The sequence below is a fragment of the Sphingomonas beigongshangi genome (assembly GCF_016820445.1).
Classification (GTDB): domain Bacteria; phylum Pseudomonadota; class Alphaproteobacteria; order Sphingomonadales; family Sphingomonadaceae; genus Sphingomonas; species Sphingomonas beigongshangi.
Map to the genome: position 1 here is coordinate 180,057 of NZ_JADHDT010000001.1, position 16,841 is coordinate 196,897.

The 16,841-nt window shown below is 68.2% G+C and carries 20 protein-coding genes; 14 read left to right on the top strand and 6 right to left on the bottom strand.

Annotated features, from left to right (window positions below; genetic code table 11):
- Positions 1 to 15: 15 nt before the first annotated feature.
- The 3 genes from ispH to rnhA are packed head-to-tail and all read left to right on the top strand — an operon-like array spanning position 16 to position 2,412.
- The gene (ispH, locus tag IQ292_RS00885) at positions 16 to 999 is read left to right on the top strand and encodes a 4-hydroxy-3-methylbut-2-enyl diphosphate reductase (RefSeq protein WP_203308423.1); all 984 of its coding nucleotides are present in this window, start codon (positions 16 to 18) and stop codon (positions 997 to 999) included.
- Positions 1,000 to 1,012: 13 nt separating this feature from the next.
- Positions 1,013 to 1,960 (top strand): homoserine kinase, encoded by a 948-nt coding sequence (gene thrB / locus IQ292_RS00890; RefSeq protein WP_203308424.1) that lies wholly within the window; start codon positions 1,013 to 1,015, stop codon positions 1,958 to 1,960.
- Positions 1,957 to 2,412 (top strand): ribonuclease HI, encoded by a 456-nt coding sequence (gene rnhA, locus IQ292_RS00895; protein WP_203308425.1) that lies wholly within the window; start codon positions 1,957 to 1,959, stop codon positions 2,410 to 2,412. Before thrB ends, rnhA begins: the two co-directional genes overlap by 4 nt.
- 13 nt (positions 2,413 to 2,425) lie before the next feature.
- Here rnhA and IQ292_RS00900 read toward each other — a convergent pair whose 3' ends face one another.
- From IQ292_RS00900 to IQ292_RS00910, 3 genes are read right to left on the bottom strand one after another with little or no spacing between them, the layout of a single operon-like run.
- Positions 2,426 to 2,602 (bottom strand): YegP family protein, encoded by a 177-nt coding sequence (locus IQ292_RS00900; protein ID WP_203308426.1) that lies wholly within the window; start codon positions 2,600 to 2,602, stop codon positions 2,426 to 2,428.
- A 23-nt stretch (positions 2,603 to 2,625) separates the two neighbouring features.
- Positions 2,626 to 3,720 (bottom strand): NAD(P)/FAD-dependent oxidoreductase, encoded by a 1,095-nt coding sequence (locus IQ292_RS00905; RefSeq protein WP_203308427.1) that lies wholly within the window; start codon positions 3,718 to 3,720, stop codon positions 2,626 to 2,628.
- On the bottom strand, positions 3,717 to 4,664 hold the full coding sequence (locus IQ292_RS00910) for an alpha/beta fold hydrolase (protein WP_203308428.1): 948 nt from the start codon (positions 4,662 to 4,664) through the stop codon (positions 3,717 to 3,719). The genes IQ292_RS00905 and IQ292_RS00910 overlap by 4 nt, the downstream gene beginning before the upstream one ends.
- 77 nt (positions 4,665 to 4,741) lie before the next feature.
- On the opposite strand from IQ292_RS00910, the gene IQ292_RS00915 reads away from it, so the two are divergent.
- From IQ292_RS00915 to IQ292_RS00955, 9 genes are all read left to right on the top strand, one after another.
- Positions 4,742 to 5,191: an A24 family peptidase gene (locus tag IQ292_RS00915; RefSeq protein WP_238940704.1), complete on the top strand. Its 450-nt coding sequence runs from the start codon at positions 4,742 to 4,744 to the stop codon at positions 5,189 to 5,191.
- Positions 5,192 to 5,254: 63 nt separating this feature from the next.
- Entirely contained in the window at positions 5,255 to 6,307 is a 1,053-nt protein-coding gene (gene cpaB, locus IQ292_RS00920; protein ID WP_203308430.1) for a Flp pilus assembly protein CpaB, read from the top strand.
- Between the two features lie 2 nt (positions 6,308 to 6,309).
- Entirely contained in the window at positions 6,310 to 7,896 is a 1,587-nt protein-coding gene (locus IQ292_RS00925; protein ID WP_203308431.1) for a type II and III secretion system protein family protein, read from the top strand.
- A 23-nt stretch (positions 7,897 to 7,919) separates the two neighbouring features.
- Positions 7,920 to 8,549, top strand: a complete 630-nt coding sequence (locus IQ292_RS00930; RefSeq protein WP_203308432.1) for a CpaD family pilus assembly protein — start codon at positions 7,920 to 7,922, stop codon at positions 8,547 to 8,549.
- 1 nt (position 8,550) lies between these two features.
- Positions 8,551 to 9,819: a CpaE/TadZ family protein gene (locus tag IQ292_RS00935; protein ID WP_203308433.1), complete on the top strand. Its 1,269-nt coding sequence runs from the start codon at positions 8,551 to 8,553 to the stop codon at positions 9,817 to 9,819.
- Between the two features lie 44 nt (positions 9,820 to 9,863).
- Positions 9,864 to 10,838: a type II secretion system F family protein gene (locus IQ292_RS00940; RefSeq protein ID WP_203308434.1), complete on the top strand. Its 975-nt coding sequence runs from the start codon at positions 9,864 to 9,866 to the stop codon at positions 10,836 to 10,838.
- Between the two features lie 18 nt (positions 10,839 to 10,856).
- On the top strand, positions 10,857 to 11,837 hold the full coding sequence (locus IQ292_RS00945) for a type II secretion system F family protein (RefSeq protein WP_203308435.1): 981 nt from the start codon (positions 10,857 to 10,859) through the stop codon (positions 11,835 to 11,837).
- Between the two features lie 80 nt (positions 11,838 to 11,917).
- A complete protein-coding gene (locus IQ292_RS00950; protein WP_203308436.1) occupies positions 11,918 to 12,292 on the top strand; it encodes a hypothetical protein in 375 nt (124 codons plus the stop codon).
- 47 nt (positions 12,293 to 12,339) lie between these two features.
- Entirely contained in the window at positions 12,340 to 13,992 is a 1,653-nt protein-coding gene (locus tag IQ292_RS00955; RefSeq protein ID WP_203308437.1) for a thiamine pyrophosphate-binding protein, read from the top strand.
- A gap of 11 nt (positions 13,993 to 14,003) precedes the next feature.
- Here the strand turns inward: IQ292_RS00955 and IQ292_RS00960 are convergent, their stop codons facing one another.
- From IQ292_RS00960 to thiS, 3 genes are all read right to left on the bottom strand, one after another.
- Positions 14,004 to 14,276 (bottom strand): hypothetical protein, encoded by a 273-nt coding sequence (locus IQ292_RS00960; RefSeq protein WP_238940705.1) that lies wholly within the window; start codon positions 14,274 to 14,276, stop codon positions 14,004 to 14,006.
- A 91-nt stretch (positions 14,277 to 14,367) separates the two neighbouring features.
- A complete protein-coding gene (locus IQ292_RS00965; protein WP_203308438.1) occupies positions 14,368 to 14,550 on the bottom strand; it encodes a CsbD family protein in 183 nt (60 codons plus the stop codon).
- A 144-nt stretch (positions 14,551 to 14,694) separates the two neighbouring features.
- On the bottom strand, positions 14,695 to 15,702 hold the full coding sequence (thiS, locus tag IQ292_RS00970) for a sulfur carrier protein ThiS (RefSeq protein ID WP_203308439.1): 1,008 nt from the start codon (positions 15,700 to 15,702) through the stop codon (positions 14,695 to 14,697).
- Between the two features lie 184 nt (positions 15,703 to 15,886).
- Here thiS and aroQ point away from each other — a divergent pair, with 184 nt between their 5' ends.
- Both aroQ and accB read left to right on the top strand, forming a co-directional pair.
- Positions 15,887 to 16,333, top strand: a complete 447-nt coding sequence (aroQ, locus tag IQ292_RS00975; RefSeq protein WP_203308440.1) for a type II 3-dehydroquinate dehydratase — start codon at positions 15,887 to 15,889, stop codon at positions 16,331 to 16,333.
- Positions 16,334 to 16,347: 14 nt separating this feature from the next.
- The gene (gene accB / locus IQ292_RS00980; protein ID WP_203308441.1) at positions 16,348 to 16,839 is read left to right on the top strand and encodes an acetyl-CoA carboxylase biotin carboxyl carrier protein; all 492 of its coding nucleotides are present in this window, start codon (positions 16,348 to 16,350) and stop codon (positions 16,837 to 16,839) included.
- Positions 16,840 to 16,841: the final 2 nt, after the last annotated feature.

Below are 16,841 nucleotides of genomic sequence, written 5' to 3' on the forward strand. Positions count from 1 at the left end.
GCGTAGAGCCCCGCCATGGCAACCATCGATCCGATCGTCGCGCCGCCCGCCGCCGACAAGCCCGTACTCGAACTGCTGATCGCCGCGCCGCGCGGATTCTGCGCGGGCGTCGACCGCGCGATCCGCATCGTCGAGCTGGCGATCGAGAAGCACGGCGCGCCCGTTTATGTCCGGCACGAGATCGTGCACAACAAGTTCGTCGTCGACACGCTGAAGGCGAAGGGCGCGATCTTCGTCGAAGAACTGGATCAGGTGCCCGACGGTAAGCCTGTCGTCTTCTCCGCCCATGGCGTGCCCAAGTCGGTGCCCGCCGCGGCGCAGAATCGCGGGCTGGACTATCTCGATGCCACCTGCCCGCTCGTCTCCAAGGTGCATCGCGAAGCGGAACGGCTCGTCGCCGCCGGGCGGCATATCGTGTTCATCGGCCACGCGGGCCATCCGGAGGTCATCGGCACGTTCGGCCAGGTACCGCAGGGTGCGATGACGCTGATCGAGACGGTGGAGGATGTCGCCGATTTCGCTCCGGCGGAGCCCGACAACCTCGCCTTCCTGACGCAGACGACGCTCTCGGTGGATGATACCGCCGCCGTCGTCGCCGCCCTCCAGGCGCGCTTCCCGACCATCCAGGGGCCGCGCGGGGAGGACATCTGCTATGCCACGTCGAATCGCCAGGCCGCGGTCAAGGCGATCGCGGCGGCGTGCGACGCGATGCTGGTGATCGGGGCACCCAATTCATCCAATTCGCTCCGGCTTGTCGAAGTGGCGCAGCGCGAGGGGACGCCGGCGCGCCTGATCCAGCGCGCGGCGGAGATCGACTGGACGTTTCTGGACGGCGTCGGCACGCTCGGCATCACCGCGGGCGCGTCGGCACCGGAGATGCTGGTGCGCGAGCTCGTCGATTTGCTCGCCACCCGCTACGCCATCACCGAGCGCGAGGAGGAGACGACGCGGGAGACGATCGCGTTCAAGCTGCCGCGCGGGCTCGACGCCGCGGCGTGACGGCGCGGGGCTGATGGCGGTCTATACGCAGGTCTCGGCAGAGGCGCTTGCCGCCTTTCTGACGCGCTACGAAGGGGTCGGCGAACTCGTCTCCGCCAAGGGGATCGCCGAGGGCGTCGAGAACAGCAATTACCTCATCGACACGACCGCGGGGCGGTACATCCTGACGCTGTACGAGCGGCGCGTCGAGGCGGGTGACCTGCCCTTCTTCATGGCGCTGCTCGATCATCTCGCGGCGCGCGGACTACCCGTGCCGCCCGCGATCAAGGACCGGGACGGCGTCGCGATCCAGACGCTCGCCGGCCGGCCCGCCTGCCTCATCCGCTTCCTGCCCGGCGTGTCGCTGACGCGTCCGTCGCCGATCCAGGCGCATACCGCCGGTGCCGCGCTCGCCGATCTTCATGCCGCGGTCGCCGATTTCGACGGGAAGAGGCCGAACAGCTTGGGCGTCACGGCATGGCGGCCCCTGCTCGAGCGTTGCGGTGCCGATCTCGATGCCATCGCCCCCGGACTGTTCGCCCGCGTCGACGCGGCGCTCGCCCGTCTCGAGGCAGCCTGGCCGCACGATCTGCCTGCCTGCGTCATCCACGCCGATCTGTTTCCGGACAATGTGCTGATGCTCGACGCACAGGTGACGGGTCTCATCGATTTCTACTTCGCCTGCTGCGACCTACGCGCCTATGACCTCGCCGTGATGCATACGTCCTGGGGGTTCGATCCCGCCGGTGCGCCGCTGGACGGCGTCGGCGCGGCGCTGATGAAAGGCTATGGCGACCGGCTTTCGCCGGCGGAACGCGCGGCCATGCCGGTGCTGGCGCGGGGCGCCTGCATCCGCTTTCTGCTGACGCGGGCCTGGGATTGGCTCAACACACCGGCGGACGCGCTCGTCACGCGCAAGGATCCGCTCGCCTATCTCCGGCGCCTCGACTGGTATGACGCACATCCGGAGGCATTCGCATGACCGAGCAGATGAGCCGCGTCGAGATCGCCACCGATGGCGCGTGCAAGGGCAACCCCGGCCCCGGCGGCTGGGGGGCGTTGCTCCGCTTCGGCAACCACGAGAAGGAATTGTCCGGCGGCGAGCCGATGACGACCAACAATCGCATGGAACTGACCGCGGCCATCGAGGCGCTGGGCGTCCTGACGCGGCCGTGCCGCGTTACATTATCCACCGACAGCAAATACGTGATGGACGGGCTGACCCGCTGGATCCACGGCTGGCGAAAGAACGGTTGGAAGACGGCGGACAAGAAGCCCGTCAAGAATGCCGAATTGTGGCAGGCGCTGTTCGCCGCGACGCAGCGTCACGAGATCGAGTGGATCTGGGTCAAGGGCCACGCCGGCCACCCGGATAACGAGCGTGCCGACAAGCTCGCCAGCGACGCCGCATTGGCGGCGGCGAAGCGTCCCTGAACCCCGCCGCCCGCTATTCCTCTTCCTCGACGGCGGCCGCGGGTCCGTTCTTGAGGATCGAGGCGATCGCGTTGCGCGCGCTGGCGCGACTGGAATAGCCCTCGGTCCACCAGATCAATTCGCCGTTGTGCTTGAACTTGGCGACGAATTCCCCGGCCTTGTTCTTCTCGATCACGAACTTGTGCGCCATCCTGGCCTCCTTCGCGAGAGTGGTCAGCGTGGCATAGACGCGAACCGCGCGGGTGCATAGCGGGCGACGTCGATGCCCGACACCTCGTCCGCGGGCGTTCCGCCCTGAACCAATGCGGCGCCGATCATGGCGGCGGCGGGCGATGTCTGGATGCCGAAGCCGCCCTGTCCTGCAAACCAGAAGAAACCGGGCATGTCGGGCGCAACACCATAAACCGGCAGCCGGTCGGGCGCGAAACTGCGCAGCCCGGCCCAGCGGCGTTCCACCGCGTCGACCCGCCAGTCGACCGCACCTTCGAAGCGGTCGATCGCGATTGCGACGTCGAGCTCCTCCGCCGCTGCATCGCACGGGTCGCTGGGTGTCTCGTCCGACGGGCTCAGCCAGAGCCGCCCGCCGGCCTCCGGCTTGAAATAGAAACTGCCCGCGATGTCCGCGACCAGCGGCAGCCGCGCCGGCGGGGCGGGATCGCTGCGCAACTGGACGACGGTCCGGCGAAACGGGCGGATACCGATGGGTGCCACGCCGGCCCGCACGGCGACCTCGTCCGCCCAGGCGCCCGCCGCATTGACGAGCACGTCCGCCGCGAACGGCCCCGCGGCGGTCTCTATCCGCCAGGAGCCGCCGCGCCGGACCGCGCTGCGCATCGCCGCATCGACGACCAGGGTCGCGCCCGCCGACCGAGCGGTGGCAAGATAGCGCGCATGGAGAGCACCGACATCGATATAGGCGCAGCTCGGTTCGTGAATGCCGATCGTCCAGCCGGGTAACAGGCCCGGTACCATCGCGGCCGGATCGACACGGTCGAGCCGGACGCCGCTGCCCGCGAAGGCGGCAAGAAACGCGTCCGCCGCCGCCGCGTCGTCCGCGCGACCGATATGGAGCTCGCCGAGCGGATCGAGCACGCCCGCCTCGCGCAGGGCCCGTTCTGACGCGCTCGTCAGCGGCTGGACCCCGGGTCCACCATAGGTTTCCGACCAGAAGGCCGCCGATCGGCCCGTCGCATGATAGCCAGGATGCGATTCGGCTTCGAGCAGCAGGACACGCGCGCCGTCTCCGACCGCGGCGGCGAGGCTCGCCCCGGCAATGCCCGCGCCGACGATCGCGATGTCGTAGGTCATGCCGTCTGCCGGGCAAGAAACGCGTCGATCAGGCCATAGGCGCGCAACCGCACGGCATCAGCTTCGCGCAGGATCTCATGCGCCGACTCGGCGCCGAAGCGCTCCAGCTCGCACCGCGGCAGCCGTGCGGCCACCCTTACCGCCGCCTGCGAATCGACAAGCCCATCCTCGTCGGCCACCAGCATCAGGATCGGCGTCCGGACCGTCACGAGGCGCGGGTCGTCCCGCAACGCGGTGCAGGCGACGAATGCTTCCGCGATCCATGCCCAGCTCGGCGGCCCCAGTCGCAGGCTGGGATCGCGATCGTACCAAAAGGCCTCGTCGGCATACCGGTCGTGCGAGTGCGTCAGCAGCCGCTCGCGATGGCCGGCGGATTGCGAATCGTCGCGCACGCGCCAGGCGGGCCGCGCCGGATCGCCGATCCGGGTCATCAGCCGCGCCAGCCACGCGCCCAGCCGCGGCCCCACCGGCGAGTGGATTCCCAGCATCGGCGCGACCAGCACAGCCGCATCCGGGTCCACACCGCCGTCCATCAAGGACCGGAGCAGCAGGTGGCCGCCCATCGAATGCCCCAGGATCGCGGTCGGACCATCACCCTCCGACCGCCAGTCGTTCCAGAAGGCGGAAAGGTCGGCGAGCCAGGGATCGAAGCGCTCCGCATGACCGACGTGCGGATCCTTCGCCAGGCGGCCGGAGCCGCCCTGCCCCCGCCAGTCGAAGGCCGTGACCGCCCAGCCATGTGCATGGAGATGGCCGATCACCTCCAGGAACTTCTCGATGATGTCGGCCCGTCCGCCCTGGACGAGGATGCGGCCGCGCGGGTTGGGATGGGGCCAATCGAAGCGACGATGCCGCCATCCGTCGGCCGCGATCCAATGCGACAGGCGCGAGTCTGCGGGAAAATCGCGCCGCAGTGCGTGGGGATCGAACGGGATCTGGGTCATCGGCTCCCCTTGGTTACGGTTTCGAAAGCCATCGCGTCTACCTGTTCACACCGATGGGGTGGGACAAACTTCTCGGCATGGCCGTCATCGCGCTGCTTTTCGCCCTGCTGCTCTCGGCAGGGATCGAGGATGCTCGCCGGCGCGAAATCGCGAACTGGAAGAATGCCGCCATCGCGCTCGCTGCCCCCGCATGGTGGTGGGCGAACGGGCTCGGCTGGGGTGACATGGCGATCCAGTTCGGCCTGGCCACCGCGGTGTTCGCCCTGTTCGCGGGAGTCTTCGCTGCCGGGTGGATGGGCGGAGGCGACGTCAAGATGATCGGCGCGCTTGCCCTCTGGTTTCCGCCCGGCGGCGTGCTGTCGATGCTGATGCTGATGGCGGTGGTGGGCGGCGCGATCACGATGCTGATGGTGGTCGAGCACCGCTGGCGCCGTCGCGAGGCGGTGGTCGAAGTGCCCTACGGCGTCGCCATCGCTGCCGCAGCCCTGCTGACGGTCGTCCCGGCGGGACCACCAACCGGATTTTAACCACTCCACCTCAATACTTAGCGCCGGATCAACCACCGGTGCGCAGAAAAGGCCCGTTGCAACATGGATAGTCGCAAGATCGTTTTGCTGGTGGGAGCGCTGCTGATCGCCGGCATCACGGCGTTCTTCGCCCGCACGCTGCTCGCCGGTTCCGCCGCACCGCAGGCCGCCGCCATGACGCAGCCGGGCCTGCGGCCCGTCGACGGGCCGGAAGTGCTGGTCGCGACTCGCACGCTGCCGGTCGGCACCATCCTCGATGCCTCGGCGCTGAAGTTCCAGCCCTGGCCCAAGGAACTGGTCGACGGCGCCTATTTCCTGAAGGCGGGCACCGATCTCAAGGCGTTGCAGGGAACGGTCGTGCGCAACCCGATCACCGCGGGCCAGCCGGTGACGCAGGGCGCGCTCGTGAAGCCCGGCGACCGCGGCTTCCTGGCCGCCGCGCTGGGTCCCGGCATGCGCGCCGTCACGGTCGCGGTTTCCGGCCAGGCGGCCGTCGCGGGCTTCGTCTTCCCGGGCGACCGCGTCGATCTCGTGCTGACCCAATCCGTCACGGGCGGCGGCGACGGCCAGCCGCTCAAGGTTTCGGAAACGATCATGCGCAACGTGCGGGTCCTCGCGACCGACCAGCGCACCGACAACAGCGTCGGAGAAGACGGCAAGACCAAGGTCAGCACCTATTCCAACGTGACGCTCGAAGCGACGCCCAAGATGGCGGAGCAGATCGCGGTGGCGCGCACCGTCGGCGACCTGTCGCTGTCGCTACGCAGCCTCGCGGACAATCCGGCGCAGCTGGAGGAGGCGATTGCCAACGGATCGGTCAAGGTGCCGGCCAACGGCGATGCCAAGGCCGAGAAGGCGATGATGCTGGCGTCCGCCAGCCGCCCGCAGTCGGGCGACAGCACCTTCGCCACGGGAGCCGATGTCTCGCGCTTCCAGCGTAGTTCCGTGCCTGGCAAGGCCTCCGGGCTTGCCGCGCAGGCGCAGGGGGTGGGCATGCCCGCTCCGGGTGGCGCCGCCGCGACCGCACCGGGTGCGGCCGCGATACCAACCGGTCCCGTCGTGCGTGTCGCGCGCGGCACCAGCGTGACCGTCGTTCCGGTCGGGGGAAACAAGTAATCATGCGCAAGTCCTCGAAGCCTTTCGCACGCGCGCCGCTCGCGCTGGCCATGGTGCTGGCGACGCCCGCCGGCCTCGCCGATGCGCGGCCGGCGCCAGGTGCGTCCAGCGCCCCCAGCGGCCTCGTCCAGGTCAACACGGGTCGCGGCCGGCTCGTCACGCTGCCACGCCCGATGAGCGACGTGTTCGTCGCCGACGACGCGGTCGCCGACGTGCAGGTCCGCTCTCCGACCCAGCTCTACATCTTCGGCAAGAAGCCGGGCGAGACAACGATCTCCGCGACGACCAAGGGTGGCGCGGTCGTCTATGCAAGCACGGTCCGCGTCGGCAACAACTACGACTCGATCGGCGCGATGCTGCGTCTTGCGATGCCGGAAGCACAGATCGTCGCAACGCCGATGAACGGTCTGGTCCTGCTCACCGGCACGATCGCCAGCCCCGGCGACGCGGCCGAGGCGGAACGCCTTGTGCAGGCCTATGTCGGCGAAAGCACCAAGGTGCTCTCCCGCCTGAAGACGGCGACGCCGTTGCAGGTCAACCTGCAGGTGCGCGTCGCGGAAGTGAGCCGCAGCTTCATCAAGCAGGTCGGCGTCAACATCCAGTCGTTCGACGGCACCGGCGGTTTCAAGTTCGGCATCACGCAGGGACGAGCCCAGACGCAATATGCCCCACTGAGCGGTGGGGCCAACGGCGGGGGCATGTTCACCGGGGGCACGACCGCATCGACGGGCAGCACGCTGCTGACGGGCGCGGCAACCGGCGGGACGCTGGGCTTCGCCGGCAGGCTGCTCGGCCTCGACCTGCTCGGCGCGCTCGACCTCGGCGAGACGACGGGCATGGTGACGACGCTCGCCAATCCGAATCTCACCGCGCTGTCGGGCGAGACGGGCACCTTCCTCGCCGGCGGCGAGGTGCCGATCCCGATCGCGCAGGCGCTGGGCACCGTGTCGGTCGAATACAAGCAATATGGCGTCAGCCTGGCCTATACGCCGACGGTGCTCGCCGACGGGCGCATCAGCCTGCGTGTGCGGCCGGAGGTGTCGCAGCTCGATTACTCCAATGCGGTGACGATGAACGGCACCCGCGTTCCCGGGCTGACCACCCGCCGCGTCGAAACGACGCTGGAACTGGGCTCCGGCCAGAGCATGATGATCGGCGGCCTCCTCCAGAACACGCACAACAATTCGATCCAGAAGACGCCGTTCCTCGGCGATCTGCCGATCATCGGCGCGCTGTTCCGGTCGAACGGCTTCCAGCGCAGCGAGACCGAACTCGTCATCATCATCACCCCCTATCTGGTAAAGCCGATCAACAGCCTGTCGCAGGTCGCGCTGCCGAGCGACGGCTATCGCGCCCCCACCGATGCCGGCCGTCTGCTGCTCGGCGAACTCGGCACGGGGATCAGCGGCGATCGCCGCCCGGTGCCGTCGATGGCGCCAGGCAGCGCGCCCGGCATGGCGCCCAGTTACGGCGCATCCGCTCCGGTACCGGCGCAACCGCGGCGCGATGCCGCTCCGGCCGCCTCCGACGCCCGTAGCGATCGCAAGTCCCGCAAGGCGGACGTCCCCGCCCCCGGCTTCTCCAACTAAGCGCGCGAAGGATGACCTTCCCGATGATCCGTCCGATCCTCCTTGCCTCGCTCGCCGTTCCCGCACTGATGCTGGGCGGGTGCATGGGCACCCAGAACCGCGGCGTGGAGTCCGTGCACCAGCCGGTCGTCGACCGCACCAGCTACGCGCTCGATCTCGCGACGCGCGGCGGCGCGCTCGCGCCCGGCGAGGACTATCGCCTCGCCGGCTGGATGGAAGGCATGCACGTCGGCTTCGGCGACCGCATCGCGATCGACGATCCGGGCGGCTATGCGCCCACTGCCCACGAGCAGGTCGCCGGCGTCGTCGCGCGCTATGGCCTGCTGCTGTCGACCGATACGCCCGTCACGAACGCGCCTGTGGCACAGGGCGCCGTGCGCGTCATCGTGTCCCGCATGCGTGCGTCGGTGCCGGGCTGTCCCGACTGGAGTCGCGACAGCAGCACCGAACTCGATCAGCATACCTCGTCCAATTTCGGATGTGCGGTGAACAGCAACCTCGCCGCGATGGTCGCGCGTCCCGACGACCTCGTTCGGGGGACGGAAGCGGGATCGGTCGTCGATCCGGCGCTGACCAGCAAGGCGATCGACAATTACCGCAAGCGCACGGCGACGGGCGCGACGGGTACGCTGCCCGCGACGGGAGGAAAGTGACATGAACGCGCCCTGGAAGCCCGGTACCGGCCTGCGCGAACCCTTTGCCGCCTTCGCCTGCGACGACACCACCGCCGACACGCTGCGCGCGGTCGCCGCGGAGCTCGGCTGGACGGTCGAGAAGGTGCACAAGGGCGGGCTGCGCAACGCGGTCCAGTCGCTGTCGGTATCGGCCAGCCCGCAGATCCTGTTCGTCGACCTGGCGGAATCGGGCGATCCGCTGAACGACATCAATGCGCTCGCCGAGGTGTGCGAACCGGGGACGGTCGTGATTGCCGCCGGCCAGGTCAACGACGTCCGGCTGTATCGTGACCTCGTGGCCAGCGGCATCCAGGACTATCTGCTGAAGCCGGTGCATCCCGACATGCTGCGCGAAGCGCTCGGCCACGCACAGGCGATGCTGAACGCGCCCAAGGCGACGGAGGCGGTCGTCGACCGTCCGCATTGCTCGACCGCCGTCATCGGTACGCGCGGCGGCGTCGGCGCTTCGACGGTCGCGACCTCGCTGGCCTGGCTGATGAGCGACAAGGAGAAGCGTGCGACCGCGCTGCTCGACCTCGACGTCCATTTCGGCACCGGCGCGCTGGCGCTCGATCTCGAGCCGGGCCGCGGCCTGACCGACGCGATCGAAAACCCCAGCCGGATCGACGGCCTGTTCATCGAGCGGGCGATGGTGAAGGCGTCGGAGAAGCTCGCCGTGCTGTCCGCGGAAGCGCCGATCAACCAGCCGCTGATGACCGATGGCGCCGCCTTCTACCAGTTGCAGGAAGAGATGCGTGCCGCCTTCGAATGCACCGTGGTCGATCTTCCGCGTGCGATGCTGGTGCAGCATCCACACCTGATCAGCGACATACAGACCGCGGTGGTCGTCACCGAACTGACGCTGGCGGCGGCGCGCGACACGATCCGCATCCTGTCGTGGCTCAAGTCCAACGCCCCGCAGACGCAGGTGACCGTCGTCGCCAACCGCATGCATGCCGCCGGGCAGCTCGAGATCAGCCGCAAGGATTTCGAGGGATCGATCGAACGCAAGATCGATCATGTCGTGCCGTTCGACCAGAAACTGGCGGCACAGGCGGCGAAGCTCGGCAAGCCGATGGCGGAGGCGGGCAAGAATTCCAAGACCGTCGCGCCCCTGCTCGACCTGGTCAAGGGCGTGCTGAGCGTCGGCGACGAGGCGCTCGATGCCGGTGTCCCGGGTGCCGGCAAGAGCGGCGGCAAGGGCAGCTCGCTGCTCGCCTCGCTGCTCGCCAAGCGCCCGCGCAAGTGAACCGGCGAATGCCGATAGCGGTCATGGAGCCCTGATCGAACGTCATGGATACGCTGCCCCTTTTCCTGCTCGCGATCGGTGCCACGCTGGCGCTGGGCCTCGTGGCGTTCGCCCTCGCGGGGCCGTCGCCGCAACGCTCGCAGGCGCGGCGGATCGCGGCCGTCCGCGGCCGGCACGGCGAGGCGGATGCGGTCGCCGAGGCGCAGATGCGCCGCATCACCGCGGGACGGGCGCAGACCAGGACGGACGTCGCCTTCGGCAAGCTGCTGCCCAACCCGGCGCAGCTGGCCAAGCGGCTGGCGATGACGGGCAAGGACTGGACCGTCGGGCAATATGGCATGGCGAGCGCCGGCCTGTTCGCGCTCGTCGCGGCGTTGCTGTGGCTGAAGGGCGCGCCGATCCTGCTTGCGATGTTCCTCGCGCTCTTCGTCGGCGCCGGCCTGCCGCATTACATCGTCGGCTATTTCATCAAGCGGCGTATCGCGAAGTTCACCGCGAAGTTTCCGGACGCGATCGAACTGCTCGTGCGCGGTCTGCGATCCGGTCTACCCGTCAGCGAGACGATGGCGGTCGTCGGCAACGAGGTCGAGGGCCCCGTCGGCGAGGAATTCCGGATGGTATCCGACAAGATGAAGATCGGCAAATCCATGGATGCGGCGTTGCAGGACACCGCCGACCGGCTGGGCACGCCCGAATTCCAGTTCTTCGTCATCACCATCGCGATCCAGCGCGAAACCGGCGGCAACCTTGCCGAGACGCTGGCGAACCTCGCCACGGTGCTGCGCCAGCGCGGCCAGATGAAGCTCAAGATCAGGGCGATGTCGTCCGAGTCGAAGGCATCGGCCTATATCGTCGGGTCGCTGCCGTTCATCGTGTTCGGTATGATCTGGATGATCAACGCCAGCTACATGCAGAACTTCTTCGTCGACCAGCGCCTGATGGTCGCCGGCCTCGGCGGACTGCTGTGGATGAGCATCGGCGCCTTCATCATGGCCAAGATGGTCAGCTTCGAGATCTGACGGGCAAGGACAGGCAACATGCAGGCAACCGGCCCCACCCTCCTCGGCGTCGACGTCCTTTGGGTCGCGACGATCCTCTCCGGCGTCGCCGCGTTCGCGGTGATGATCGCGATCTACGCGGTGACGACCGTCAGCGATCCGATGTCCAAGCGCGTCAAGGCGCTCAACGACCGGCGCGAACAGCTGAAGGCAGGTATCACCGCCTCGACGAAACGCCGCGCGAAACTGGTCCAGCGCAACGATACGGCCGACCGGATGCGCAGCATCCTGTCGTCGCTGAAGGTCTTGCAGGACAGCCAGGTCAAAATCGCGCAGGTTAAGCTGATGCAGGCCGGCATCCGGTCGAAGGACTGGGCGGTCGCGGTCATCTTCGGCCGCCTCGCCCTGCCGATCGTCATCGGCGGCCTCGCGACCTTCTTCGTCTACGGCACCGACACGTTCGCCGACTATTCCGCGCTGCAGCGCTACGGCATCGTCGCGATGGCCTTCGTGCTGTCGTACAAGGCGCCGGATATCTACCTCAAGAACAAGATCACCAAGCGCAGCCACGCGATCCGCAAGGGGTTGCCGGACGCGCTCGACCTTCTGGTGATCTGCGCGGAGGCGGGCCTGACCGTCGATGCGGCCTTCCACCGCGTGGCGAAGGAACTTGGCCGCGCCTATCCCGAACTGGGCGACGAGTTCACGCTGACCGCCATCGAACTGGGCTTTCTCACCGAACGCCGCCAGGCGTTCGAGAATCTGGCGACGCGGGTCGATCTCGATGCGATCAAGGGCGTCGTCACGACCATGATCCAGACGGAGAAATACGGCACGCCGCTCGCCTCCGCGCTACGCGTCCTGTCGGGCGAGTTCCGTAACGAGCGCATGATGCGCGCCGAGGAAAAGGCCGCGCGCCTGCCTGCGATCATGACGGTGCCGCTGATCCTGTTCATCCTGCCGACGCTGTTCGTCGTCATCCTGGGTCCGGCAGCCTGTTCGATCAGCGACGCGTTCTGATCCGGTTGCGAGGCGGCGACGCACGGCGCTGAACCATCGCCGCCCAGCGTCGTTGTGCTCCCGTAACAGGGAGTCCGACGATGCTCTTCACCACCCCGACGCAGTTCGCCGCGCTGGCCCTTGCGCTGATCGCCGGCTGGCTGTTCGGTCTCGCCAGCCATCCTGGCGGCCGCAAGTGGAAGGAACGCTATGCGGCCGAACGCGAGGCGCATGCGGCGCATCGCCGCGACGGCGAAACGCGGCTGGCCGAGGCCAATCGGCGCACCGCCGAACTCGAGCGCGAAAACGAACGCCTCGCCAATGCGACGCCGGTGGCAGCCACCCCTGTCGTCGATCCCGCCGTCGCCCGGCCGACGCTGACCGAACGCCTCAACGGCCGTGCCCCGGTCGCCGCGCGTAGCGCGCGCCCGGCGTTCACCGACGGCAGGCCGCGCGGCTGGTTCGACTTCCGCTGAGCGACCGCCGTCTCGACTTGGCGGCGCAAAGTCGCCAAGGACGAGCGATGGAGAGTGGAACGCGCACCGGAGGCCGGATTCTGGTCGACCAATTGCTCGCGCAGGGCTGCGAGCGGATTTTCACCGTGCCGGGCGAGAGCTTCCTGGCGGTTCTGGACGCCTTGCACGACACGCCGGCGATCGAAACGGTGGTCTGCCGGCAGGAGGGCGGCGCGGCGTTCATGGCCTGTGCCGACGGGACGCTGACCCGCCGCCCCGGCATCGCCTTCGTGACCCGCGGCCCGGGTGCGACGAACGCGTCGATCGGCGTCCATGTCGCCATGCAGGATTCGCAGCCGATGATCCTGTTCATCGGCGACGTCGACCGCGCGACGCGGGATCGCGAGGCTTTTCAGGAGATCGACTTCGCCGCGATGTTCGGCCCGCTCGCCAAATGGGCGGCGCGGATCGACGACGCGCGGCGCATTCCCGAATATGTCGCGCGCGCTTATGCCGTCGCCATGAGCGGGCGGCCCGGTCCCGTCGTCCTCGCCCTGCCCGAAGACATGCTGCTCGACCGTGTCGACGCCGTCGACCGGCCTCGCGTTGCGCGCATTAAACAGACCTGCGATCCGGCACAGATTCAGCGCGTGGCGGAAGCGCTGGCCTCGGCGGAGCGACCGGTCGCGATCGTCGGCGGCGCGGGCTGGGACCAGGATGCGGCGCGCGATTTCGTCGACTGGGCCGAACGTGTCGGTATTCCCGTCGCCGCCGCCTTCCGCCGGCAGGACGCAATTCCCAACACGTCGCCCGCCTGGGCGGGCAATCTGGGCTATGGTCCCAATCCGCGGCTTGTCGAGCGTGTCCGCGCGGCGGATCTGCTGTTGGTCGTGGGCCCGAGATTGGGCGAGGCGACGACCGACGGTTATACGCTGGTGACCCCCGACCATCCGGGACAACGCCTGGTGCACGTTCACCCCGACCCGGAGGAGTTGGACCGCACCTATCGTACAGATATCGCGATCTGCGCGGGCATGGCGGAATTCGCGCAGGCGTTGCTCGCCGTCGCGCTGCCAGCGCGCGATGCGGGCGGGCGAGCCCATGACGAATGGCGCGACTGGTCGACGCCACGGCCCCGCGATCTGATCATGGATCTCGGCCCCTGCGTCGCGGCGATGCGCGACCTGCTGCCCGCCGATACGATCCTATGCAACGGCGCAGGCAATTACAGCGGCTGGTGGCATCGCTACTGGCCCTATGCGGGGCCGGGGACGCAACTCGCGCCGACGGCGGGCGCGATGGGCTATGGCGTCCCCGCGGCAGTCGCCGCGGCGCTGCGTCACCCGGGGCGCACCGTCGTCGCGCTTGCCGGCGATGGCTGTTTCCTGATGAACGGACAGGAGCTGGCGACCGCGGTTCAGCACGACGCGCAGATGCTGGTGCTCGTGGTCGACAACGGCGCCTATGGAACGATCCGCATGCATCAGGAGCGGGAGTTTCCCGGCCGCGCCTCCGCGACCCGTCTCGCCAATCCGGATTTCGCCGCGCTGGCGCGCGCGTACGGCTGCTGGTCGGAAACCGTGCAACGCACCGAAGACTTCGCCCCCGCGCTTGAACGCGCGCAGCGCGTCCGGGGTGTTCGGCTGCTGCATCTGAAAACGGATGTCGAGGCGATCACCGCCGGCACGACGCTAACGCAAGTCGCTGGCCGCGCCGGCTGATCACGCTTCGGTCAGCGCAGTTTCTCGGTTCCGTTGATCAACGCCGCCTTCTGCTCGTCGGTCATCGCCTGTGCGTTGACATCGGCGTCATCGATTGCGTCCGCCTGCTGTTTGCCGCTCTTGCGGATCTGGTCGGCCTGATCCTTCATGTTGTCGGCAGCCTGTTCCATCGCGTCGGCGCGATTGTCATAGGCCTTCTCGACATCATGGCCGAGCTTGTCGTCGCCCTTGCCGCCGCATGCGGCGAGCGAAAGCGCCATGCTACCCAGCAGCGCGGCGATCATCGTCTTCCTCATGAATTCTTCCCCTGTTCGATCAACGAAAAGGGCCGCCCCGCCGGAGCGGAACGACCCTGTCATTCTGTCTAGGCGCCGATCAGATGTCGTCGCCGAGCGCGCCCTTGACCTTGCCCTTGGCCTGCTCGCCCTTGCCTTCCAGCTGCTGCGCCTTGCCCTCGGCGGCCAGATCGGCATTGTCGGTGTGGTTGCCGATCGCTTCCTTCGCCTTGCCGATCGCCTCGTTGACATTGCCCTTGATCTTGTCGGTCAGCTCGCCCATTCCGGCCTCCTGCGCTTCGTGCGACCCGCCTTTCGGGCCGCTTGATCCACGTCAGCAATAACGGGCCGTGGCTCGCGCCGGTTCCGTGACAAATCCGTAACGGGCACAGTTTTTGCGACGAGCGGCGGGCACTTAGACGGGCACTTAGATCAGCCCGGCCAGCGGACTCGAGGGATCGGCGTAGCGGCGTTGTCCCATGCGTCCCGCACGATAGCTCAACCGCCCCGCCTCGATCGCGGACTTCATCGCGGCCGCCATCATCACCGGGTCCTTCGCCTCGGCGATCGCCGTGTTCATCAGCACGCCGTCGCAGCCGAGCTCCATCGCCACCGCGGCATCGGAGGCGGTGCCCACGCCCGCGTCGACCAGGACAGGCACCTTCGCGCCCTCGACGATCAGCCGGATGGTCACGCGGTTCTGGATCCCCAGCCCGGAGCCGATCGGCGCGCCGAGCGGCATGATCGCGACCGCCCCCGCCTCTTCGAGCTGCTTGGCCGCGATCGGATCGTCGACGCTATAGACCATCGGCTTGAACCCCTCGCGCGCCAATACCTCGGTGGCCTTCAGCGTCTCGCGCATGTCGGGATAGAGCGTCTTGGCCTCGCCCAGAACCTCCAGCTTGACGAGGTCCCATCCGCCCGCCTCGCGCGCCAGCCGCAACGTGCGGATCGCTTCCTCCGCGGTGAAGCAGCCCGCGGTGTTCGGCAGGTAGGTGACCTTCTTGGGATCGATATAGTCGGTCAGCATCGGCGCCTTCGGATCGCTGACGTTGACGCGGCGCACCGCGACGGTGACGATTTCCGCCCCCGACGCCTCGAGTGCCGCGGCATTCTGGGCGAAGTCCTTGTACTTGCCGGTACCGACGATCAGCCGCGAGCGGAACGTGCGGCCCGCCACGGTCCAGCTGTCGGTATCGACCGCCCGCGCGTGATCGCCGCCGCCGACGAAATGCACGATTTCGATGTCGTCCCCGTCCTCCACGGTGACATCGGCGAGCGTCGAGCGCGGCACGACTTCCAGATTACGCTCGACCGCGACCTTTTCCGGCACGAGTCCCAGCTCGGACGCGAGCTGCGCGAGGGACAGGCCGGCGGCGACGCGCTTGTGCTCGCCGTTGACGGTGATGGAGACGGTGCCGTCGGTATGGGCCATGAGTCGCTATGCGGGGCGCAGCCCCACCCTTTCCATTCGGGCTGAGCCTGTCGAAGCCCTGCCCTTCCGGCGCCGCCCGTTCGGCGCGGGAAGAACTGCCCTTCGACAAGCGAGGGGCGATCGGGCTAGGAGAACGCGCTCGATCTAGGCCCGGCTTCCGGGTGCCGCAACCCAAGGAGCGGACATGTCCGACACCGTCCCCGCGACGATCTTCGTTCTCAACGGCCCGAACCTGAACCTGCTGGGGCTGCGGGAGCCGGAGATCTATGGCCATGACACGCTCGACGACATCGCCGGGCAGCTGGAGGATCGCGCCCGCGAACTCGGGCTCGCGATCGACATGCGGCAGTCGAACCACGAGGGCCATCTGGTGGATTGGCTGCACGAGGCGCAGGCGGTACGGGCCAAAGCGGTGCTGCTCAATGCGGGCGGGTTCACCCACACGTCGGTCGCGATCCACGACGCCATCAAGAGCGTGACGACCCCGGTGATCGAGGTGCATCTGTCCAATCCGCATGCGCGCGAAGCCTTTCGCCACAACAGTTTCGTGGGGCGCGCCGCAAAGGGAAGCATCGCGGGATTCGGTGCGTTGAGCTACATGCTCGCGCTTGAAGCCGCCGCGCGGTTCTGACAGGAGGCTCCGCCATGACTGATAATAGCCAGAACAGCGCCCAGGGGGGCAATATGCAGGTCGACGTCAACCTCGTGCGGCAGCTCGCCGAATTGCTCGACGCCACGCACCTGACCGAGATCGAGGTCGAAGAGGGCGATCGCAAGATCCGCGTCGCGCGCAAGGCCGCCGCCGCCGCGCCTGCGGTTCATTATGCGCCGGCTCCGGCTGCCGCCCCCGCGCCTGCCGCCCCCGTGGCCGCGGAAGCGGGCGCTTCGGCCCCCACAGTGTCGGCGAACGCGGTCAAGTCGCCGATGGTCGGCACCGCCTATCTTGCCGCCGAACCAGGCGCGAAGCCGTTCATCAGCGTCGGCCAGACCGTGTCGGCCGGCGACACGCTGCTGATCGTCGAGGCGATGAAGGTGATGAACCCTATCACTGCCACCTCCGCCGGCACTGTGAAGGCGATCCTGGTGGAAAATGGCCAGCCGATCGAGTTCGACCAGCCCCTGGTGGTGGTCGAGTAAGG